22 protein-coding genes and 1 pseudogene are annotated in these 19,449 nt (G+C 63.2%); 15 read left to right on the forward strand and 8 right to left on the reverse strand.

The window, feature by feature from the left end; translation table 11 throughout:
* Positions 1-125 precede the first annotated feature (125 nt).
* From ACEN9N_RS05935 to ACEN9N_RS05960, 6 genes and pseudogenes are all read right to left on the reverse strand, one after another.
* On the reverse strand, positions 126-575 hold the full coding sequence (locus ACEN9N_RS05935) for a (2Fe-2S)-binding protein (RefSeq protein WP_495656354.1): 450 nt from the start codon (positions 573-575) through the stop codon (positions 126-128).
* A 242-nt stretch (positions 576-817) separates the two neighbouring features.
* Positions 818-943, reverse strand: a pseudogene (locus ACEN9N_RS05940) (IS3 family transposase); the annotation flags it as partial.
* Between the two features lie 464 nt (positions 944-1,407).
* Positions 1,408-3,003, reverse strand: coding sequence for an IS66 family transposase (tnpC, locus tag ACEN9N_RS05945; protein ID WP_495655579.1), 1,596 nt, complete (start codon positions 3,001-3,003; stop codon positions 1,408-1,410).
* 24 nt (positions 3,004-3,027) lie between these two features.
* Entirely contained in the window at positions 3,028-3,378 is a 351-nt protein-coding gene (gene tnpB / locus ACEN9N_RS05950) for an IS66 family insertion sequence element accessory protein TnpB (protein ID WP_495655580.1), read from the reverse strand.
* Positions 3,354-3,872 carry a transposase gene (locus ACEN9N_RS05955; protein ID WP_495655581.1) on the reverse strand — a complete coding sequence of 173 codons (519 nt, stop codon included), beginning with the start codon at positions 3,870-3,872 and terminating at the stop codon, positions 3,354-3,356. Before ACEN9N_RS05955 ends, tnpB begins: the two co-directional genes overlap by 25 nt.
* Positions 3,873-3,920: 48 nt before the next feature.
* Positions 3,921-4,193, reverse strand: coding sequence for a hypothetical protein (locus tag ACEN9N_RS05960; RefSeq protein ID WP_495655582.1), 273 nt, complete (start codon positions 4,191-4,193; stop codon positions 3,921-3,923).
* Here ACEN9N_RS05960 and ACEN9N_RS05965 point away from each other — a divergent pair.
* The 3 genes from ACEN9N_RS05965 (at position 4,192) to ACEN9N_RS05975 (ending at position 5,772) form a co-directional block, all read left to right on the forward strand.
* Positions 4,192-4,917 (forward strand): alpha/beta fold hydrolase, encoded by a 726-nt coding sequence (locus ACEN9N_RS05965; RefSeq protein WP_495655583.1) that lies wholly within the window; start codon positions 4,192-4,194, stop codon positions 4,915-4,917. The genes ACEN9N_RS05960 and ACEN9N_RS05965 overlap by 2 nt on opposite strands.
* A gap of 73 nt (positions 4,918-4,990) precedes the next feature.
* Positions 4,991-5,407: a hypothetical protein gene (locus tag ACEN9N_RS05970; RefSeq protein ID WP_495655584.1), complete on the forward strand. Its 417-nt coding sequence runs from the start codon at positions 4,991-4,993 to the stop codon at positions 5,405-5,407.
* On the forward strand, positions 5,332-5,772 hold the full coding sequence (locus tag ACEN9N_RS05975; RefSeq protein WP_495655585.1) for an FAD-linked oxidase C-terminal domain-containing protein: 441 nt from the start codon (positions 5,332-5,334) through the stop codon (positions 5,770-5,772). The genes ACEN9N_RS05970 and ACEN9N_RS05975 overlap by 76 nt, the downstream gene beginning before the upstream one ends.
* Here the strand turns inward: ACEN9N_RS05975 and ACEN9N_RS05980 are convergent.
* Positions 5,663-6,565 (reverse strand): LysR family transcriptional regulator, encoded by a 903-nt coding sequence (locus tag ACEN9N_RS05980; RefSeq protein ID WP_495655586.1) that lies wholly within the window; start codon positions 6,563-6,565, stop codon positions 5,663-5,665. The two genes, ACEN9N_RS05975 and ACEN9N_RS05980, sit on opposite strands and share 110 nt — an antisense overlap.
* Before the next feature lie 99 nt (positions 6,566-6,664).
* On the opposite strand from ACEN9N_RS05980, the gene ACEN9N_RS05985 reads away from it, so the two are divergent.
* The 6 genes from ACEN9N_RS05985 to ACEN9N_RS06010 all read left to right on the forward strand — a co-directional run bounded on the left by ACEN9N_RS05985 (position 6,665) and on the right by ACEN9N_RS06010 (position 12,578).
* Entirely contained in the window at positions 6,665-7,129 is a 465-nt protein-coding gene (locus ACEN9N_RS05985; RefSeq protein ID WP_495655587.1) for a DoxX family protein, read from the forward strand.
* 78 nt (positions 7,130-7,207) lie between these two features.
* A complete protein-coding gene (locus tag ACEN9N_RS05990; protein WP_495655588.1) occupies positions 7,208-8,212 on the forward strand; it encodes a formylglycine-generating enzyme family protein in 1,005 nt (334 codons plus the stop codon).
* Positions 8,213-8,273: 61 nt separating this feature from the next.
* On the forward strand, positions 8,274-9,677 hold the full coding sequence (locus ACEN9N_RS05995) for an FAD-dependent oxidoreductase (protein WP_495655589.1): 1,404 nt from the start codon (positions 8,274-8,276) through the stop codon (positions 9,675-9,677).
* A gap of 7 nt (positions 9,678-9,684) precedes the next feature.
* On the forward strand, positions 9,685-10,671 hold the full coding sequence (locus ACEN9N_RS06000; protein WP_495655590.1) for a Bug family tripartite tricarboxylate transporter substrate binding protein: 987 nt from the start codon (positions 9,685-9,687) through the stop codon (positions 10,669-10,671).
* A gap of 82 nt (positions 10,672-10,753) precedes the next feature.
* Positions 10,754-11,611: a VOC family protein gene (locus tag ACEN9N_RS06005; RefSeq protein WP_495655591.1), complete on the forward strand. Its 858-nt coding sequence runs from the start codon at positions 10,754-10,756 to the stop codon at positions 11,609-11,611.
* Positions 11,612-11,717: 106 nt separating this feature from the next.
* Positions 11,718-12,578, forward strand: a complete 861-nt coding sequence (locus ACEN9N_RS06010; RefSeq protein WP_495655592.1) for a fumarylacetoacetate hydrolase family protein — start codon at positions 11,718-11,720, stop codon at positions 12,576-12,578.
* Between the two features lie 26 nt (positions 12,579-12,604).
* Here the strand turns inward: ACEN9N_RS06010 and ACEN9N_RS06015 are convergent, their stop codons facing one another.
* The gene (locus tag ACEN9N_RS06015) at positions 12,605-13,534 is read right to left on the reverse strand and encodes a LysR family transcriptional regulator (RefSeq protein ID WP_495655593.1); all 930 of its coding nucleotides are present in this window, start codon (positions 13,532-13,534) and stop codon (positions 12,605-12,607) included.
* A gap of 70 nt (positions 13,535-13,604) precedes the next feature.
* Between ACEN9N_RS06015 and ACEN9N_RS06020 the strand changes: the two genes are divergently transcribed.
* Genes ACEN9N_RS06020 through ACEN9N_RS06045 form a run of 6 tightly spaced genes read left to right on the forward strand, consistent with a single transcriptional unit; the run spans position 13,605 to position 19,439 of the window.
* Complete coding sequence (locus ACEN9N_RS06020) at positions 13,605-14,606, forward strand: amidohydrolase family protein (protein ID WP_495655594.1); 1,002 nt, start codon at positions 13,605-13,607, stop codon at positions 14,604-14,606.
* Positions 14,607-14,614: 8 nt separating this feature from the next.
* The gene (locus tag ACEN9N_RS06025) at positions 14,615-15,655 is read left to right on the forward strand and encodes a CDP-6-deoxy-delta-3,4-glucoseen reductase (protein WP_495655595.1); all 1,041 of its coding nucleotides are present in this window, start codon (positions 14,615-14,617) and stop codon (positions 15,653-15,655) included.
* Positions 15,656-15,699: 44 nt separating this feature from the next.
* On the forward strand, positions 15,700-16,194 hold the full coding sequence (locus ACEN9N_RS06030; RefSeq protein ID WP_495655596.1) for a VOC family protein: 495 nt from the start codon (positions 15,700-15,702) through the stop codon (positions 16,192-16,194).
* A gap of 20 nt (positions 16,195-16,214) precedes the next feature.
* On the forward strand, positions 16,215-17,177 hold the full coding sequence (locus ACEN9N_RS06035; protein WP_495655597.1) for a fumarylacetoacetate hydrolase family protein: 963 nt from the start codon (positions 16,215-16,217) through the stop codon (positions 17,175-17,177).
* Positions 17,174-17,767: a chromate resistance protein ChrB domain-containing protein gene (locus tag ACEN9N_RS06040; RefSeq protein WP_495655598.1), complete on the forward strand. Its 594-nt coding sequence runs from the start codon at positions 17,174-17,176 to the stop codon at positions 17,765-17,767. Before ACEN9N_RS06035 ends, ACEN9N_RS06040 begins: the two co-directional genes overlap by 4 nt.
* Positions 17,768-17,789: 22 nt before the next feature.
* Entirely contained in the window at positions 17,790-19,439 is a 1,650-nt protein-coding gene (locus tag ACEN9N_RS06045) for an FAD-dependent oxidoreductase (RefSeq protein WP_495655599.1), read from the forward strand.
* Positions 19,440-19,449 lie beyond the last annotated feature (10 nt).

Genomic DNA, 19,449 nt, shown 5'->3' on the forward strand with positions numbered 1-19,449 from the left:
GACGGTGCCGCAGCAACACCTCCCCCGAAAGACAATGCGAACGTGAGGCTGGCACTCTGAGCGAGGAATTGATGGAGTCCGATGCCTTTTTGCGCGGGCACTAGGCGGCTATTGGATCGCATAGTTCAGCCCTCTGTTGCCGCGCGCTGGATCGCGGTGATGATGCGCTTGTACGTCCCGCATCGGCAGATATTCGTCTGCATGTGTTCGACGATTTGCTCGCGAGTCGGATTCCTGTTCTTTGCGAGTAGCGCTGCCGCACTCATGATCTGCCCCGACTGGCAATAGCCGCACTGCGGTACGTTTTCGGCGATCCAGGCCTTTTGAAGCGGGTGACTGCGGTCGGGCGAAAGACCTTCGATCGTCGTCACTGACTTGCCGCTGACTTCGGTCACCGGCGTCTGGCAGGAGAACGCCCTGTCACCGTTGACGTGGACCATGCAAGCTCCACACAGCCCCGCCCCGCACCCGAACTTGGTGCCCGTCAGCTTCAAGTGCTCCCGGATGACCCAAAGCAAACGCGTCTCACCTCGACTTTCGACCTTAACGGGGTTGCCGTTCAGTTTGAACTCGATCACTTTGGTTGTCTCCGCTCTTGAGTCGGCACAGTCTATGAATCAAAGCAAAATCTTCATAGGCAATGCTGCCAATACGGAGTATCTTTTTTGCAGATGGATGAGCGGGCTACGAATCTCTCATAGGTCGACGATGAGCTGCGCATTGCGCGGGCGGGAGCAGCACCGTGGAAAGCAATCATTGCGCTCCTTGTTAGCGACAGTGCAATCGTGAGCGGCAAGGGGGCGCATAAAAACTGGTCTTATGCCGTAAGTCCAATGCTCTCTTGGTAGTCGATGGGGCTGAAAGAGCCAAGGGAGATCTTGATCCGCTCTTCGTTGTACCAATGGATGTAGGAGTCCACGGCTTGTATGAACTGCTCGGTGGTTCTTCAAGAAGATCTTGTTCGAGCTGCCGTCGTCTGGCGCTCCAGGTCCTCTCGTTGCGGGCCTGCGGGCAAATCGTTGACGCTTCCTGGATGCTCTTGTCGCAGCGTTGTGCGCCTCTCTTCTGCACGCCGCGTTCCATCTGCAAAAAAAATAGATCATATTGTCCGAGCCATATATTCAGATCTACGAGTGCCTCTTAGACTAAACCAAAATGTTGATCGATCCCGCATAGTTCATTGCTACTCAGGGCGAGGTTCACCAACTGATTGATCCAACCTCAAGAGGAAGCAGGCCTTGGCCAAATGTGCCGCTGATCGAAACCACTCGGTGAGTAAGCCAACTCTCCGCGCATTCATCGAGCATTTCGAGACGGTCTGGCATTACGTCCTGGGCTGCTTTGCGGTAAGCGCTCAATAAACCACGCCCTTGCGCTCGGCGCCGGAATCGATGCGCGCGCAGAGGTCTATGGTTCGACGAGCTCGATGTTCCAGGGCAGCAGCGCCTCGTAGTCGTCGGCAGTCTGCGCCAGCGGCAGCTTCTTGAACAGCGCGACGAGGTAGCGGTAGGGCTCGATGTTGTTGGCCTTGGCGGTCTCGATGAGCGAATAAAGATTGGCACTGGCGTTCGCGCCGCCCACGGTGTCGGCGAACAACCAACTGCGCCTTCCGACGACGAAGGGCCGGATCGCGTTCTCCACCGGGTTGGAGTCCAGCGGCCAAGCGCCGTTTTCCAGGAACCGCACGAGCTTGGGCCACTGCCCGTGCAGGTAGTGCAGTGCCTCGCCCAGCAGGCTCGACGGCGCAACACTGTGCAGGTGCGTCAGCAGCAGTCGCTCGATCTCGCGCACGACCGCGGCGCTGTAGCGCGAGCGCATCCGCAACCGACGCGCGGGCGTCCAATCCCTGGCCAAGGCCTCCGCACGGTACAGCTTGCCAATCAGCCGCACGAACCGGGTCGCGAGCTGATCCGGTGAGCGAGCCGCCTTCGGGATGGCTTCCTCGGCCTTGATCAGCGGTCGGCGCGCGTGGACCCAGCATCCGAGATGCGTGAGGCCGCCGGCCTTCGCGATCCCGTTGTAGACCTCGTAGCCGTCAGTGATGAGCGTGGTGCCAGGGCGGATGCCGGCATACAGCTTCTCGGCGTGCACGGCACCGCGCCCCGGCGCATAGGCGAACAATCGCACCGGTGGACCCGTGCCATTCATCTGCGCCCACATAAAACTCTTCGTCTGTGCCTTGCGCCCAGGCTCCTTCAGTACCTGGACGTGGGTCTCGTCGCCATAGATCAGATCCGAGTCCAGCAAGTGATCGCGCAGCAGGTTGATGACCGGCTGCACGGCCTGGCCGATGCGCACGATGCCCGCAGCCAGCGTGTTGCTCGCGATGTCGCCGCCGAAGCGGCGCAGCAATACGGCCGTGCGGTACAACGGCATGCCGAACTGGTACTTGCCGGTGATGACCCAGGCCTGGGCCTCTTCGGTGAGGAGGCCTCGCGGGATGATGCGCGCCGGCGCCCGTGCAAGCTTCAGGCTCTGGTCGCAGCAGGGACAGGCGTACTTGATGCGGTGGTGCTGCAGCACACGCACCTGCTCGGGGATGACGTCCATCTGCTCGCTGACCTCGGCGCCGATCTCCACCAGCGCGTGCCCGTCATGGGCGCACACACGCTCGGCCTCGGGCAGCTCGTGGCGCACGATCTCGCGCGGCAGCGCGGGGTCCAGCGGCTTGCGTCCACGCTTCTTGCGCTGGTGCCCGGCGACCGGCGTCGATTCCTCTTCGTCGATGTCTTCGACCTCGGCCTGCGGCGTCAGATCGGTGGGCGCGAGTGCCTCGGCCTCGTTCAGGAACAGGTCCTTCTGATCGGTGCCACGGGCTTCGCTCTTGGCGGCGAAGAGCTGGCGCTGCAGCGCCTTCAACCGCTCCAGGGCGAGGTCCCGCTCGGTGGTCGCCACCCGCAGCGCGCCGGCCAGCGCATCGCGCTCGGCAATGAGCGCGGCGAGTTCTTCAGCGGTGATGGTGGCAGGGGCGGCTGGTGGCGACACGCCCGCTTGGATCGACATGCCCCATCATTGTTCCGTCAAACCTCAAGCCACGCTGGCATAGCGCAGTCGGGAGTGGCGTTGCACCACCGCGATGTCGATGCCCTCGAGCAGCCAGTGCAGCTGCTCGGCCGTCAGCGTGGGAACCGCCTCGGCCGAGGGCCAGACGAACCTGTCCTTCTCGAGACGCTTGAGCAACAGCCAGAAGCCGTTGCGCTCCCAGCCCAGGATCTTCACCCGGTCGCGCCGGCGGTTGCTGAACACGTACGCGCACGAGGCGAACGGGTCCAGGCCCAGGGCCTGCTCCACCAGCACCGCCAGGCCGTTGATGCTCAGCCGGAAGTCCACCGGCTCGCGGTGCAGGTAGACCTTCAGCCCTTCGTCGAAGCGGAACATGGCAGTCGGCTCAACATCTGCACCAGCGTCGGCAATTCTTGCAAGCTCATCTCGCCCAGATCGAGCTGCACGCCGTTGGGCAGCCGCACCTGCAAACCGACCATCGGGATCGGTGCCGCCGCCAAGGGGCTGTCATCCGGGATCACCGCCACTGCCGTAGCAGGTGCGTGGGCCATCGCGGGCGCAGCCACTGCACACTCGCGATGAGGCAGATCTTGCTCACCCTCGACGTGTACAGCAACGAATGCTGCATCGTGCGTTCGCGCGATGTCACCTGTCGGCACCTGGGCACTTCGCCGCTGGTAAGCCGTGATCCACGTCCTCAGAAGGTTTGTGTTGACACCGTGCTCCATCGCCATGCGTGCCACCGACACTCCCGGCTTGAGGCAGGCAATGATCAATTCCTTCTTGGCAGCTTCGTCGTAGACGCCGCGACCGTCACTCTTGCGTCCCACAACCAACCGGCTTCTCAACTCTGCGTACTGCTCTGTCATTTCTACATGTCCATGTTGCTCTACATGGACACGCAGCCTCACAGCTCATCATTCACTCAACAAGGGCGTGGTTAGTTGACCGCATACGCTTTGCGACGCAGGTTCAACATCCATCTCGGTCGTTGCCGCGGCCGATCGGGCCGCGAAGAAGGCCGAGTCCAGATCGATCGCCGCCGCAAGCCATTCGTTTTCGGCCTCCGGTGTCGCAGCGCCGCTGCCCTGATCGGGCGGTGCCGACCCGCGCGCGTCTCCGCCCAAGTCCGTAACGGCGAAGCGATCTAGCGCGCGGCAGCAAGCTGCAATAGTCAGGAGCAATCTCATGGCCGACTTCCTCCTCGTTCACGGTGCATGGCACGGCGGGTGGTGCTGGCGCGACGTGGTGCCCCATCTCCTGGCCGCCGGTCACCGGGCGCATGCCGTCACGCTCACGGGCCTGGGCGACAGAGCGCATCTGATGTCGCCCGCGATCACGTTGGAAACCATGATCTCCGATGTTGTCAACGCGATGGAGGCCGAAGAGATGACGCGACCAATGCTCGTGGTGCACTCGTTCGCGGGCATGATCGGGACGGCAATCGCGGATCGCATGCCACAGCGTCTCGAACATCTGGTCTACATCGACGCCATGGTTCCGCTGCCCGGCGAAACCTGGAGCAGCACGCATGCGCCCGCCACGCGCGAAGCGCGAATCAGTGCCTCAGAGGCGTCACGCGACTACAGTTTCCCGCCTCCCGATCCATCGGTGTATGGACTTGCCGGCGCGCAGTACGACTGGGTCAAGCGTAGGCAGGTGCCGCATCCCGGCCGCACCTATACAGCCGAGCTGAGTTTCGATCCGGTGCGTGTCGGGTCGGTGCAGCGGACATACATTGCCTGTACATCGCCAGCACTTGCAACCATCGATGTGAGCCGGAAAAGGGTTCGTGACCCGGCGTTCTGGGGTGCGCCTTGGCGGGTCGCGGAACTCTCGACGGGGCACGATCCTATGGTGAGCGAACCGGCTGCGCTTGCCGGCATTCTTCTGAGGATCGTGCAAAGCACATAGCGCCGCGCGGGCGCGGCCGCGAACCATCTATCAATCGCGTCCTGAAAGCCGGGTCCCGGCCCGATATCCGCGCGTGGCCGTCGCTTCCGTGGCGGCGGCCGTTGATCTCGCTTGCGCACTGGAGGCCGACCTCGGCAACTTCGTGGGCGCCTTCGAAGGCCTGTCGTGCGGCGCGCTGAAGGCAGCGTCGCGGCACCTCGGCACCAGCGTCTTTGCAACGACGCCGGAGTACGCTGTCCTCGTGGAACTGTCGAGCACGATGACGCCCGGAACGGGCGTCGAACTCGAGCCACTACTGCTGGACTGGATGGAAGCCCACCTCGAGTCCGGATCCTCGATGCTGTCGTTCACAAGCCCGAACAACTCTGGCGAATACGCCACAGCGTCAGCGAGTCCGTGCAGGCGCTGGGGCGCATGGCGGCCTTCGACATTTCGGTACCCAGATCGGCCTTCGCTGCATTCCGAGGTCGTGCTCAGGACCTGGTCCTGATGACCGTTACCGACGCCCAGCTGTGCGACTTCGGGCATCTTGGCGACGGAGGGGTTCACCTAAACGTCGTCCGTGGTTCAGGACTTTCGGGGACGCTTCAGCGCGGAGCACGGAATCGGTCCCTGCAACCAGAGCTTCTAGGACCGCTTTACGGAGCACCGGATGCGGGCGCTCTGCGGGATCCTCCAATCGACGCTCGACCTTGGCGGGCAGCTTGGCAATGTCAGGTTGAGCTAATTGCGCGAAGCGCAGCGTCTACTGGAACGTGGTCCATAAGGGGCTGGGAGCCAGCGCTTGCCGTAACCAGTTCAGAAGAGCTTGCACTCGAGCGACAGATGCGCGGCTGCTTGGCACCAGTGCCTTGAGCCAGAGTTCCGCGAGTGGATAGCTTGGCAGGACCTGCTGCAGCGCGCCGCGCGCTATCTCTGGCACCGCCAAATATGCAGCTAACGGAGCAATGCCGTTGCCTGCAATTGCTGCACCGCAAACAAGTTGAACATCGTTCGAAGTGAAGCGTGGCTGCAACTGCATCTTTACTTCGCCTGTCGGTCCGAGGAACACCCAAGGGTTACCCGTCGGAATGAAGTTCAAAGTGTCGTGGTCTACGAGGTCTTTGGGATGTGCCGGAGCGCCCTTGCGCGCCAAGTAGGCGGGTGAGGCGCAGAGCCTCCGTGCGATGGCGCACAAGGGCTCTTCTGCCACATCGCTAAATGTATTCGGCAATAGGGTCAAAACGACGTCGAACCCTTCGTCCACGGGGTTGACTACTCGATCTAGCGCAATGACTTCCAGGCTGATGAGTGGGTGGTTGTACTGAAAGGCGTGGAGCAACTCGCCAAGGTGCAAAACGCCCAGTGAGGTCGGAACCTTCACGCGGATGTGGCCTTGTAAATGGGGCGCAGCCCCCCGCACGTCCGCCATCACGCCATCGAGGTCGGCAATGGCGCGCTGCAAGGCGGGCAAAACTTGGCGGCCGGCAGCAGTCAGGCTGACCCGGCGAGTCGTACGTTCCAGAAGCGGAGCCTTAAGGAGCCACTCGACCTGGCTCACTCTCTTGGTCACCACGGAGGGCACTACACCAAGCTCCCGGGCGGCCGCAGCAAACGTGCCTGTGCGAGCTACCGCCAGAAACGCCCGGTAGTTGGCCAAAGTGTCCAAGATTGTTCTCGATGTGCGTATGCAGTCTTCGCATTTTGGCAGATTGTTCTCGATCTGCAATCGTCGCATCATCACATTCCACCGAAAAGGAGTGCCTTGATGACTACCCCGACTCCCTCCCGGCCGGGCTATGCGCCGGCTGCCGTTGCCGATGCGCTGACGCCGGCGCAGGACGCAATGGTCCTGCTGGCGCGCGTGCTGCTCGCCTGGGTCTTCGCGCCCTCCGGCTGGGCGAAGCTCGTCGGCTTCGCGGGCACCGCCGGGAGCATCGCATCCAAGGGCATTCCACTGCCCGAGGTCTGTGCCGCGATCGCGATCGCGGCAGAGCTCGGACTCGGGCTGTTGCTGCTCGTCGGCTGGAAGGCGCGCTGGGCCGCACTGGGCATGGCGATCTTCGTCGCCGTGATCACTCCGCTGTTTCACAACTTCTGGGCCATGCCCGAGGCGCAGCAGATGCTGCAGAAGCAGGCCTTCAGCAAGAACGTCGGCATCGTCGCCGGCCTGCTGGCACTTGCCGCCTTCGGCGCCGGCGCTTTCAGCCTCGACGGCCGCCGGAGAGCCTGACGCAGTGACCGACGGGGATCTCACCTTCAGAGATGCAGCGCCTCGACCCGCACAAGACATAGCTCCCTCGGAAGCGTCATGACAGCACTATTGACCGCAAGCGACCGCCTCAGACGTCGCCCCAAATTCATTCTGAGCGCCGGAATCTCGAATTGCGCATCGCTGGTCGCCGCGTCATGGGCCATTGGGGCCAGCGCTCAGGTCGCAGTGGTGCCGCCCCCCACCTTTCCTTCAGCCGCGCCGTTTCGCGCCGAGCTTGCGCCCCTGTCCGCGCGCCAGCAGAGCGACATGGTGACCATCGCCGGTGGCACATACGACATAGGAGCGCCGGCCACGCACCCCTTTGCCAGCGCAGTTGCGATGCCCGAGCACCGGGTCGAACTCAGCGAATTTCGCATCGATCGGACCGAAGTCACGAACGGCCAATTTGCCGAGTACCTCAATATGCTGCCGGTCAAACCTTCGGGTACGGCGCCCGGCGGCAGTGTCGTCGCATCTCAATTGCCTACAGCGTTCAGCGCTGTGCTTCTCACCTCCGGCTCCTATCCCATCATTCAATTGAATGACGAAGACGTCCGGATCGGCGTTCGCAACGGACGCTTTGCGCCCAACGAGGGATTCGACGAGCATCCGGTGACCGAGGTGACCTGGGCGGGAGCATTCGCCTACTGCCGCTGGCGCGGCGCCCGACTTCCCTCGGAAGCGGAGTGGGAAGCAGCCGCTCGTGGCAAGGATGCACGCCCTTTCCCGTGGGGTTCGGCGGCACCCACGCCATTGCTGGCGGCGATGAACACCTCCGGAGGTGCGCAGCGTGTAGCCAGCCGCCCGCAAGGGGCCACCCCAGACGGACTCCTGGACATGGCCGGGAACCTGTCGGAGTGGACCAGCTCCCTTGACCGCCCGTATCCCTACCGCGCGAATGACGGACGCGAGAACCCGACGGCTGCCGATGAGCGCGTCGTACGGGGCGGCGACGCAACGTTCAACAACTCGGCCGACCGGCTTGTGAGCTGGAGCCGCACGACATATTCCCGAAGGCCGTCGGCTGGCCATCATCACATTGGATTCAGGTGTGCTGCCTGACTAAAAGGCATCACTGCCATGCCTCTTTTCTCACGATTGCGATAGACCACCAGGAGACTTCATGACAGCATTCCACCCACCTGCCAGCCATGTACTGGAGCCAGCCCGTCAGACACCGGTATTCGGTGAATACGACGTGGTGGTGCTGGGCGGCGGTCCCGCAGGGATCGCAGCCGCGATCTCCGCAGCCAAGGGCGGCCAACGCACTCTGCTGCTGGAGTCCTATGGATTTCTCGGCGGTATGGGGACGGCGGCCGGAGTGACCAACTTTTGCGGCCTGCATGCGAACGTGTACGGCGAACTGCGCCAGGTCGTGCATGGGGTGGCTGACGACATTCTCGACCGCATGCGCGCGATCGACGGGCTCAGCACGCCGCACGTGATGTTCGCCGGCAAGACCGCAGCTCAAGCCTACGACAACGCCTCCCTTAAGATCGCCGCCGATCAGGCCGTGGTGGCCAGCGGTGCGGAAGTGCTCTTCCACGCTCTTGCCACTGGTGTCCTGATGCGCGAGAACGGCGAGATCAGCGCCGTGCTGATCGAAACCAAGTCGGGCCGCCAGGCAGTGCTGGGGCGGGTGTTCATCGACTGCTCGGGGGACGGCGATCTGTGTGCCTATGCCGGCGCGCCGTTCGAAAAGGGCGCCGATGGCCACGAGATGATGTACCCGTCTACCTTGTTCCGCGTCAACAACGTCGACCCCGTGCGGGCTGGTGACGCATACAACCACTTCGGGCGATTGATGGAAGAGGCCGAAGCCCGCGGCCGCAAATTCGCCCGCAAGGCGCCCATCATCCGGCCGCAGAAGAATCCGGTGGAGTGGCGAGCCAACGTAACCCAGCTCGCCCGGCCCGACGGAGGGCCCGTCGACGGCACCGATGCGCGCCAGTTGAGCGCCGCGGAACTGGACGGCCGCAGGCAGATCGCCGACTTCATCGGCTTCCTGCGGGAAGCAGCGCCCGGATTCGAGAAGGCATACATCCTGGACATCGCACCCCAGGTGGGAATCCGCGAGACGCGGCGCGTCCTCGGCGAGTACCAGTTGACGGAGGCGGACGTTCTCGAGTGCGCGAACTTCGACGACACCATCGGCGTCAACGGCTGGATGGTCGAAGAGCACCTGGCAGGCAACGTCAACTTCAAGTTCCAGGACATCCCGGGCAGCCGCGGTTTCAACCACTTGCCGTACCGCATGTTGCTTCCACTGAAGGTGGACAACCTGCTGATGGCCGGCCGTTGCGCCTCCATGACGCACATGGGTCAGTCAGCCGCGCGCGTTTCCGGAGGCTGTTTCGTCATGGGCCAGGCCGCCGGCACTGCGGCTGCGCTTGCGCTGCGGCAAGCCGTGCGCCCGCGCGATCTGCGAGTTGCCGATCTTCAAGCGCGTCTGGAGGCAAACGGCGCCTGGTTGGGGCGCACCGATACGCCGCCTTCTCCTCCCATCGTGAGAACAGAAAAAGGCTAAGACTGCCATGCAGCGCAGACGACTTATTCTGGGAGCCACGGCCGCCGCCGGCGTTATGACGGTTCCCGCACTCGCACAGACCAGCGCCACATGGCCCCAACGGCCGATCCGTTTGCTGGTGGGCTTTCCTGGAGGCTCCACGCCAGACATGGCTGCCCGAGCACTCTCCGAGCCTCTCGCTGCCGCGCTCGGCCAACCGGTAGTGGTCGACAACAAGGCCGGGGCAGCGGGCAACATCGCCGCGACTCAGATCGCCAAGAGCTCTGACGATCACACGCTGGGTGTGGTGATCAACGGCAATCTCACCTCAGCCAAGATGCTGTTTCCCGCTCTCCCGTACGATCCAGCTGGGGACTTCACATACTTGTCGTTGCTCACGACAGCTCCTCTGGTGTTGGTCACGCCAGCGGGACAGCCCAGCGGAGCGGCCTTCTTCGCAGAGGCGCGCAAGCGAGGTAAGGCCTGGAACTACGGCTCGGTCGGCACGGGGTCGGTGGCGCATCTGGGCATGGAATTGCTCAAGTCGAAGATGCCGGGCTTTGAGGCGGTGCACATCCCCTACAGCGGCAATCCGCAAGTCGTCACGGCGATTCTGGGCGACCAGATCCAGTTGGCACTCATGCCGCCCGGGGTTGTGTTGCCGCACATCCAATCCGGTAAGTTGCAGGCAATCGGCCTGACAAGCGGCCGCAGCTTGCTGGCGCCTTCGATCGCTCCTTTGACAGACTTCGGCGTACGCGACTACGCCCTCGAGGTCTGGACTGCGCTGGTGGGTCCGGCAAAGCTTTCGGCAGCGGCGCGCCAAAGACTCGGCCAGGAGGTCTCGCGCATCATGCGCAGCCCCGAGACGCGTCAACGGCTGTTTCAGCAAGGGTGGCAGGCTGTCGGAACGGCGCCCGAAGGCCTGCAGCAGCGGGTGCAGGAAGAGAGGGAAATCATGGAGGCAATGATCCGGGTTCAGCGCCTGCAACCCGAAAGCCCGCCCAAGTCGTGACGCGCTATAGGCGTCTAAGAACAAGTCTCGACCCTCAAGGGCGTCATCACCTGGATAGGATTTTTTGCATAGGCGAGCAAACATGACGAGCACCTCATTGAACGCTGCCACGGAAATCGGGGCATCGCTGGCCAGAATTGAACTATGCAGCACCAATCCCTCGGCGCTTGCTTCGTTCTACGAATCGACATTTCGACTCGCGGTGACGCAACAGGCGAACGGAAGCATCCTCTGCGAGGCCCCTGGCCGGCGACTCGTCATTCGTCCCGGTCCTGCCGCTCAATTGCACGAGGCAGCCTTCACCTTCGCAAGCAGGGAGCTCTTCGATCGGCATCGGCAGCGAATTTTCGAGAGCGAGCTAACTGTTCTCGATCACTCGGACGAAAACTATGCAGTGCAGGATCCGGAAGGTCGACGTGTCCGCTTCTCGGCGCCTGGCGTCAAGTCATCCAAGGTTGCGCCAGCGCAGTCGGACGACAGACTGCGCGCGCGTCTGCAGCATCTGGGATTGCGCACGCCGGCCCTCACGCTGCTAGCAGATTTCTACATGAAGAAATTGGGCTTCGTACTTTCCGACGAAGTGCGAGACGCCGCGGGCGATGTCACGGCTGTATTCCTGCGCACGGACAAAGAGCACCATTCCCTGGCGCTCTTTCGTGCGCCGGTCATCCGTTTCGATCATTTCAGCTGCGAGGCGGACGGATGGTCGGAGTTGCGTGACTGGGCAGATTACATGGCAAGCGTCGGGGTGGACCTGGCGTGGGGCATCGGCCGACATGGACCGGGAAACGACAACTTCCTCATGGTCAAGGATCCCGACGGCAACATGGGCGAGGTTTCTTCAGATCTGGAGGTTTGCGTTGCGGATCGTCCGTCCGGCGTGTGGCCTCACCGCCCTCAGACGCTGAACCAGTGGGGCGTAGCAATCATGCGCTCCTAGAACCGAACAGATTAGCCAGAGGGGCGATCACGGCGCCTCACTTTCATCCTTTCAACATTCTCCTCAAATGGACGACGGGCTCGTCGCCTTTCCAAGGTAGGCACTTATGCGATTTCTCAGCTACACCACCCCCGATGGCATGGCATCCTATGGCCTGTTGCTCGATATCGGCATTGTCGATTTAGCACGTCGCCTGCCGCAGGCACCCGACCTGCAGGCCCTCATCGCAACTGGCAATGCGTCGATGCTGTGCGCCGGTCTTGACGATGCGCCCGCTGATTGGCAGCCGAACGAGGTTCGCATGCTTCCGGTGATTCCCCAGCCTCGCACGGTGGTGTGTGTGGGCCACAATTACGAGGAGCATCGCCGCGAAACCCAGCGCGACCCCACCGAACACCCTTCGATTTTTTTGCGCACCGCCGAGTCTCTGCAGGCGGCAGGCGAAGCGCTCCTGATGCCCCGCGAATCCGACCAGTTTGACTATGAAGGCGAATTGGCAGTCGTCATTGGCCGGGCGGGGCGGCGGATCGCCGAGGCAGACGCCTGGGCTCATGTATTCGGCTTTGCCTGCTTCAACGAAGCCAGCGTTCGTGACTGGCAGCATCACTCACGCCAGTTCACTCCAGGCAAAAACTTCCCTCGGACCGGAGCATTCGGGCCTCACCTCGTGACGCTCGACGAAGCCGGGCCCAACCCTGACTTGAAACTGCAGACCCGTCTCAACGGCCAGGTGGTGCAGCAGGCGCGTACGTCGCAGATGATATTTCCGATACCAGAAATCTTGGCTTACGTGTCAACCTTCATCACTTTGCAGCCAGGCGACGTCATTGCGACCGGTACGCCAGGAGGCGTCGGTGCGAAGCGGAACCCACCGCTGTGGATGCGCGACGGCGACAAGGTCGAGATTGAAATCGAAGGAGTCGGCCTGCTGCAGAACACGGTTCGCAGAGAGAGCGCTGGGGCGTAGCACCGCACGGGCGCACACGCGAACCATCAATCGATTGCGTCCCGGAAACCGGACCCCTGCCCGAACAGCTTGGCGATCAGGATACGCAGCCAGACGATCCGCGGATCCTTGTCGAAGCGTCTGTGCCAGAACTGGCAGATGCTGTAGCGAGGAATCGAGAACGGGTGCGCGACTGCAACGATCTTGCCGGTCGATGCGAACGCCACGCCGAGCCCGTGGGGCACCGTGGCGATCATGTCGGATGCGGCGAGGATGGGTGGCAGCGTCATGAAGTGCGTCGTGCGCATCTTGATCTTGCGGACGATTCGATGACGCGCGAAATATTGCTCCAGGACCTCCTGGCTGTGGATCGGCGTCTGTACCACCACGTGATTGAGGCGGCAAAACTCTTCTTTCGTCAGATTCGTGGCGGCCGGATGCCCCTCCCGAAGCACGCAGCAGGGTCTATGCATGAAGAGCTGTTGCTGGAAGATGTTGCTGCCGCCCAGGTCCGGCAAGTGGCCGATGGCGATGTCGAACTTCCCGCTCTCAAGCATGGGCTCGAGTTCCGCATGGTCATAGACCCCCGCGTACACAGTCGAATTGGGGGCAAGGTGCTCGAGCGACTCCAGGATGCGGGGGAGAAACTGTGTCTGCGCGATTTCCGTCATCGCAAAGCGGAACTCCGTCCGGGCTTCGGCGGGGCTGAAATCGGGAGCGGTCAGGATCCGCTGGTTGACGCGATTCAGCACCTCCCGTGCCTCCGAGATGATCAGCTCGCCTCGCGCGGTCGGCTCCATCCCTGAGCCGGTGCGAACGAAGATCGGGTCACCAAAGCAACGGCGGATGCGCACCAGGGCGGTACTCAGGCCGGGTTGGCTCATTCGCAGATCCGCTGCCGCGCGCGTCACGCTCTTCGTGTTCGCGACGGCAACAATGACGGTGAGCAGGTTGAGATCGAATTGTGTCTTTTCCATCTGCTCGAAAAATAGTTCATATCGCCAGAATTGTCTATGCAGATTTGGGGGGTCTTCATAGACTTGGTCGATGGACAAACTGAAATACAGCAGCAGCTGCGGATGCGAGGGCAAACCCCACCGCATCGATACACATCACCACATCTTTCCGCCCAAGTACCTCGCGCACGCCAGTGACCGGATCGTCGCGGCCGCACCCGGTCACACCACGAACCTGACGAAGTGGACGCCGCGACAGGCCCTCGATGCAATGGATGCCAACGGCATCGCAACTGCAGTCACGTCGATTTCGACCCCCGGCATCTGGTTCGGAGATGCAGATGCGACGCGGGCGTTGGCGCGCGACTGCAACGAGTTCGCGGCGCAGATGGCGGGCGATCACAAGGGCCGCTTCGGCGTATTCGCGACGCTGCCGCTACCGAACGTGGACGACAGCCTCGCGGAGATCTCCTACGCGCTCGATGTGCTGGGCGTCGATGGCTTTGGACTGGTGACGAACTACGGCGACGTCCTGCCCGGCGACCCCCGGATCGCGCCGGTGTTCGACGAGTTGAACCGGCGCAAGGCCGTCGTCTACTTCCACCCGACGGCGGCCACGTGCTGCGTCAACCATTCCACGAACCTGCCGCCCGCGATCATCGAATTTCCGTTCGATACGACTCGCGCGATCGCGAGCCTGCTCACCAGCGGTACGCTCTCACGCTGCCCGGACATCCGCTTCATCTTCTCGCACGGCGGCGGCACGCTTCCCATGCTCGCGGGACGGATCGCGCGCATCATGACGGCGCGCAAGGAACTGGCCAGGAACGTGCCGAACGGCGCGATGCATGAACTTAAGCAGCTTTACTACGACGTCGTGAGCATCAACACGTCGGCCGCGTTCCAAGCCCTGCGTTCCGTCGCCGACATTCCGCACTTGCTGTTCGGCAGCGATTTCCCCTACTGGTCGCCCGCGGTGGCCGTGGAGGAGTTGCGCGCCCAAGGCTTGTCGCAGGAGGACATCTGCGACATCGAGCGGAACAACGCGTTGCGCCTGATGCCCCGTCTCGCGCAGGTCCCGGCAGGCGCGTGAGCACGTCGATGACGGACGCGGCCTTCAAGGTCACCCTGCGGCCGAGCGGCAACGTCTATGACGTTCCCCCCGGGGCGACGGTTCTCGACGCGGGCATGGCCGCGGGCATGGCCATGCCGTACAACTGCCGTGCCGGCTCCTGTGGAACGTGCCGTGCGCTCGTCCTGAAGGGCGAGGTCGACTATGGCAACGTCCACGCCGCCTATCTGACCGAAAAAGACAAGCAGCGTGGTTTTGCGTTGCTTTGCAGGGCGAAACCGCTCGGCGATCTCGAGATCGAAGTCGCCGAACTGGACCTGGCCCAGGTCGCACCCCGGGTCATCCCGTGCCGCGTCAAGCGCATCCGGCGCGTCAGGCAAGACGTGGCCATCGTCGACCTCCGGTTGCCGATGAACGAGAACCTGCTCTTCGCCCCCGGGCAGCATGTCGACGTCATGCTGCCCGACGGGCAGGCGAGGAGTTATTCGATCGCAAGCGAGCCTGCGGCCGAAGGCGTGATCGCGCTGGAGCTTCACGTCCGGCACAGCCCCGGCGGGCTTTTTACCGACCGCGTCTTCTCGACGCTCAAGGAGGGGGAACTGCTGCGAGTCCGAGGTCCGCTCGGAACGTTCTACCTGCGGGAGAAGAGCACGAAACCCGTCGTCCTCGTCGCCACAGGAACTGGCATTTCGCCCTTCCTGTCGATGCTCAGGTACGCCGCGATGAAGAAGATCGACAGACCGATGCGCCTCTACTGGGGTGGCCGCCGTCATGAGGACTTCTACGCCGAGGATCTCATGCGCGGCTTCGAGCAACAACTTCCGTTGACGTACGTCCCCGTGCTGTCCAGGGCGCGGCGCGAAGACGGCTGGACCGGCGCCACGGGGTACGTCCAGCACGCGGTCCTGCGGGACTTGCCGGACCTTTCGGGGCACCAGGTCTACGCGTGCGGTTCCCCTGCGATGGTCGCCGCGGCCGCCCGGGATTTCATCTCCGATGCGCGATTGCCGGAGAACGAATTCTTCGGCGATGCGTTCCTGAGCGCTGCCGACGTCGCGAGCGCCGCCTGACGATCGGCCTCATCCGTCCCCCAACCCCATCACTGGAGACACCCATGCGAATCAAAGACGCGCTTGCTCCCAACCCGAACCCGCATTCGATCGTCAACCCGGAATACCTGTCGCACGGAACACTGGAGTGCTTCAGCCTGAAGGAGTCGCGCAGGTTCTATGAAGAGTTTCTCGGCTTCGAATGCGCGCGCCACGGCAAGACCTCAATGGTCATCCGTTGCGGCATGAAGTTCCACATCGTCTGCCTCGAGTCGGGCGACAAGCTGCACCCGTGCCATGTCGACAACCACTGGGGCATTGACGTCGGCAGCCCGGAAGAGGTCGACCGCATCTGGAAGGCCGCGAACGAAGTGAAGGATACGTACGGCATCCGCCAGATCTTCGACGCCGTCAAGCAGCACGGTTGCTATTCCTTCTATCTGGAAGACCGTGACCACAACTGGTGGGAGTTCCAGTATTACGACGGAATCCAGGCCGAGGACTTGTTCGATTTCGGCGATCGTTTCGATGACTCCGGCGCTCCAAAGACCGATGCCTAAGCTTTGACGCCAATCAAGCCATGAGCTACATGATTCTGAATTTCCTGAAGGACGAGGAGCCGCGTGCCGGCCTTCTGGTCAACGGTCTCTGCTACGACATTGTGCTGGAAGCCGGCGAGAAGCGGTTTGCTTCGACGATGGACCTGCTGCAGGATTGGCAGCGTGCACGGCCGATGCTGGAATCCATTGCGGTTCGCATCGGCAAGGGCGATGCGAAATCTTCCGGAACACCTGTTGTGCAGATTCAGATGCTGGCGCCTCTTCTCCAACCGGGCGCGGTCTATTGCGCGGGGGCCAACTACTACGACCACGTTCGCGAGATGGAGCGTGCGCAGAACCTGCCGGAAGGCCCGACTTTGAAGGAACAGGGCGAGCGGCCCTGGCACCTGTTCAAGGGCTCACGCAGCATCATCCGGGGTCCCGGCGTCGCAATTGCCCTGCCCGCATTCTCGAATGCCGTGGATTGGGAGATCGAACTTGTTGCCGTGATCGGACGCACGACGAGCAACGTTTCGGTCGATGACGCGCTGGACTACGTGGCGGGGTACACCATTGCCAATGATCTCTCAGCGCGCGACTCGATGGCGAGGGAGGCGATACCCCCCGGCAACCCTTTTCGCTTCGACTGGCTCCCGCACAAGTCCTTCGACGGCTCCTGCCCCATCGGGCCCTGGATCGCGCCGGCGTCGGAAATCGGCGATCCACAGGATCTGGGGTTGAAGCTCTGGGTGAACGATGAACTCAAGCAGGATTCGAATACGCGCCAGATGATCTTCAGCGTGGCGGAGCAGGTCGCCGCGATTTCGTCGCGTGTGACCTTGCATCCCGGCGACCTTATTCTCACTGGCACGCCTGCCGGCGTCGGCGCTCCGCGCCGCGAGTTTCTCAAGCCCGGCCAGACCGTGAAGCTCTGGATCGAAAAAATCGGCGAACTCGAGAACCGACTGGTTTCGAGCGGCCTGACCGGAGACAAAGAGCAATGAAGTGGGTGACACGCCAGAACCTCCACCTCGACCGCGTGGCCACGCCGTGGCTGATCGTGCGATTCATCGATCCGGACGCCGAGTTCGTTTTCGTGCCCTGGAAGGAAGAGCACCTGGCGCCTCCTGAGGCGATCGGCTTTGCGATTCCCGGCGCCGAGTTGGGACCGCACGACCACGACGGACCGACCTTCGCCAAGGTGATGCGCAAGTACGAGCTCGTCGATCCCGCGCTGGATCGGATTGCCGAAGTCATTGAGGCAGGCGTGGCTTATGTGCTCGAGGGCTACAGGCCGCCGGCGGACGACCACGCCGGGCAAACTGCGGTGGGATTGCTCGCCTTCGCCGAAGGGGTGTTTCTGACGCACCAGACAGACCCGGGCATCTTGGCCGCCAGCTTTCCGGTGTACGACGCGCTCTATGCGAACTTCAAGGTGCTCGAACTCCTGAAGTCCAGGAAGATGGAAATGCCTGACGACCGCGATGGGCGCGGCCCCAGCAAGATGTTCGAAGGCCTGCGGCGCCTCTACAACGAAGCCGGCGAGCCGACGCCGTACGGTCCTGCGACCCGGCTGAGCGACGAGTCCCAGTGATATTCCAATCTGCGTGCATCACATGATCGAAACCGATGTCCTGGTCGCCGGCGGCGGCCCCTGCGGCCTCATGCTCGCCAACGAACTCGGCCCGAGGGGCATCCGCCTGCTGCTGGTGGATCCCAAGCCCGGCACGGCCTTCAACCCGCAGGCCAACGCAACACAAGCCCGCACCATGGAACACTTCAGGCGGCTCGGGTTCGCGGCCGAGGTGCGTGCCGAGGGGCTGCCGACCGATCACCCCACCGACATTGCCTACTTCACACGCTACACCGGCCATGAGCTGGCGCGCCTTTCGCTGCCCACGGCACAGAAGGCGGTGGCGCGTATCCGGGAGATGGGTGGCTCCTGGAGTGCGGCCGAACTGCCGCACCGCGTGTCGCAGAAATTCGTCGAGGCGATCCTCCGCCGTCATGCGCAGGCGCACGCAAGCAATGACATCCGCTACGGATGGCGCCTGGTACGCTTCGAGGATTGCGGCGACCATGTGTCGGCCACCATCGAGCCGGTGAACGGGGGCGTCACGCAGGAGGTTCGCGCGAAATACCTGATCGGCGCCGACGGGGCCCGAAGCGGCGTGCGTCAGGCGCTGGGCATCGAGTGGAGCGGCGAGACTGGCATCCGCCGGGCATTCATGGGCGGGCTGATGTTCGCCGTGTACCTGCGCGCACCACACTTCTATGACGTGCTCCCTCACGCGCGCTCGTGGATGTACGTGTCCTTCAATCCGCAGCGGCGTGCCTTCATGGCGTCCGTGGACGGCCGGGGGGAGTTCGCCTTCCATGCGGCCATCCATGACGGCGAAGACCCCACGAACTGGACCGAGGCCGACGCGCGCCGTGTGTTCGCCGAGGCGCTCGGACGCGAGATCGACTGCGAGGTGCTGTCTTGCGGGAGCTGGCTCGCCGGCCATGCGCTGGTGGCGCAGTCGTTCCAGCTGGGGCGTGTGTTCATCGGTGGCGATGCGGCGCACCTGTTCACGCCCACAGGCGGGCTGGGCTACAACACGGCGGTCGACGACGCGGTCAACCTCGGATGGAAACTGGCCCATGTCATCCAGGGGCGTGCTGCGCCATCGCTGCTGAACAGCTATGACGCGGAGCGGCGGCCGGTGGCGCAGCGCAATACCGCCTTTGCCCGCGGCTTCGCGGACTCGGTCGGTCTGTTCCCGGCCGCGCCCCGCCTGGAAGAGGAAAGCGCAGAAGGCCAACGTCTGCGAGCCGAGGCCGCCCAGCGCCTGAACGCGCATGTCCGTCTCGAATTCAACATTCCCGGTGTGACGTTCGGGGCGCGCTACGACGGCTCGGCGGTGATCGTGGGCGACGGCACGCATCCGCCGCCCGACAGGGCGAACGAATACCAGGCCACCGCATGTCCGGGCGGCCGCCCCCCGCATGCATGGCTCGATGACGGGCGTTCGCTGTACGACTGCTTCCATCGCGAGTGGACACTGCTTGCATTGGGCCCCCAGCCACCCGATGCGTCGCAGTTCGTCGACGCGGCGCGTGAGCTCGGGCTCGACCTCAAGCTGGTGGCGCACGATGTGGGCGGGCTTCGTGAGCTCTACGAGGCGCCTCTCGCGCTGATCCGTCCCGATCACGTCGTGGCCTGGCGCGGTGCGGATGCATCGAACGCCGAGGCGGTTCTGCGCCGCGTCTCCGGCCACTCCTGAAGTCAATCAC

Source organism: Variovorax sp. Varisp46 (genome assembly GCF_059491885.1).

Bases quoted from the DNA above. Each gene is read 5' to 3' on its own strand.
- tnpC (WP_495655579.1), bottom strand. From the start codon at position 3,003: ATGTCGATCCAAGCGGGCGTGTCGCCACCAGCCGCCCCTGCCACCATC.
- tnpB (WP_495655580.1), bottom strand. From the start codon at position 3,378: ATGTTCCGCTTCGACGAAGGGCTGAAGGTCTACCTGCACCGCGAGCCG.
- ACEN9N_RS05955 (WP_495655581.1), bottom strand. From the start codon at position 3,872: ATGACAGAGCAGTACGCAGAGTTGAGAAGCCGGTTGGTTGTGGGACGC.
- ACEN9N_RS05965 (WP_495655583.1), top strand. From the start codon at position 4,192: ATGGCCGACTTCCTCCTCGTTCACGGTGCATGGCACGGCGGGTGGTGC.
- ACEN9N_RS05960 (WP_495655582.1), bottom strand. From the start codon at position 4,193: ATGAGATTGCTCCTGACTATTGCAGCTTGCTGCCGCGCGCTAGATCGC.
- ACEN9N_RS05975 (WP_495655585.1), top strand. From the start codon at position 5,332: ATGGCGGCCTTCGACATTTCGGTACCCAGATCGGCCTTCGCTGCATTC.
- ACEN9N_RS05985 (WP_495655587.1), top strand. From the start codon at position 6,665: ATGACTACCCCGACTCCCTCCCGGCCGGGCTATGCGCCGGCTGCCGTT.
- ACEN9N_RS05990 (WP_495655588.1), top strand. From the start codon at position 7,208: ATGACAGCACTATTGACCGCAAGCGACCGCCTCAGACGTCGCCCCAAA.
- ACEN9N_RS05995 (WP_495655589.1), top strand. From the start codon at position 8,274: ATGACAGCATTCCACCCACCTGCCAGCCATGTACTGGAGCCAGCCCGT.
- ACEN9N_RS06000 (WP_495655590.1), top strand. From the start codon at position 9,685: ATGCAGCGCAGACGACTTATTCTGGGAGCCACGGCCGCCGCCGGCGTT.
- ACEN9N_RS06005 (WP_495655591.1), top strand. From the start codon at position 10,754: ATGACGAGCACCTCATTGAACGCTGCCACGGAAATCGGGGCATCGCTG.
- ACEN9N_RS06010 (WP_495655592.1), top strand. From the start codon at position 11,718: ATGCGATTTCTCAGCTACACCACCCCCGATGGCATGGCATCCTATGGC.
- ACEN9N_RS06015 (WP_495655593.1), bottom strand. From the start codon at position 13,534: ATGGAAAAGACACAATTCGATCTCAACCTGCTCACCGTCATTGTTGCC.
- ACEN9N_RS06020 (WP_495655594.1), top strand. From the start codon at position 13,605: ATGGACAAACTGAAATACAGCAGCAGCTGCGGATGCGAGGGCAAACCC.
- ACEN9N_RS06025 (WP_495655595.1), top strand. From the start codon at position 14,615: ATGACGGACGCGGCCTTCAAGGTCACCCTGCGGCCGAGCGGCAACGTC.
- ACEN9N_RS06030 (WP_495655596.1), top strand. From the start codon at position 15,700: ATGCGAATCAAAGACGCGCTTGCTCCCAACCCGAACCCGCATTCGATC.
- ACEN9N_RS06035 (WP_495655597.1), top strand. From the start codon at position 16,215: ATGAGCTACATGATTCTGAATTTCCTGAAGGACGAGGAGCCGCGTGCC.
- ACEN9N_RS06040 (WP_495655598.1), top strand. From the start codon at position 17,174: ATGAAGTGGGTGACACGCCAGAACCTCCACCTCGACCGCGTGGCCACG.
- ACEN9N_RS06045 (WP_495655599.1), top strand. From the start codon at position 17,790: ATGATCGAAACCGATGTCCTGGTCGCCGGCGGCGGCCCCTGCGGCCTC.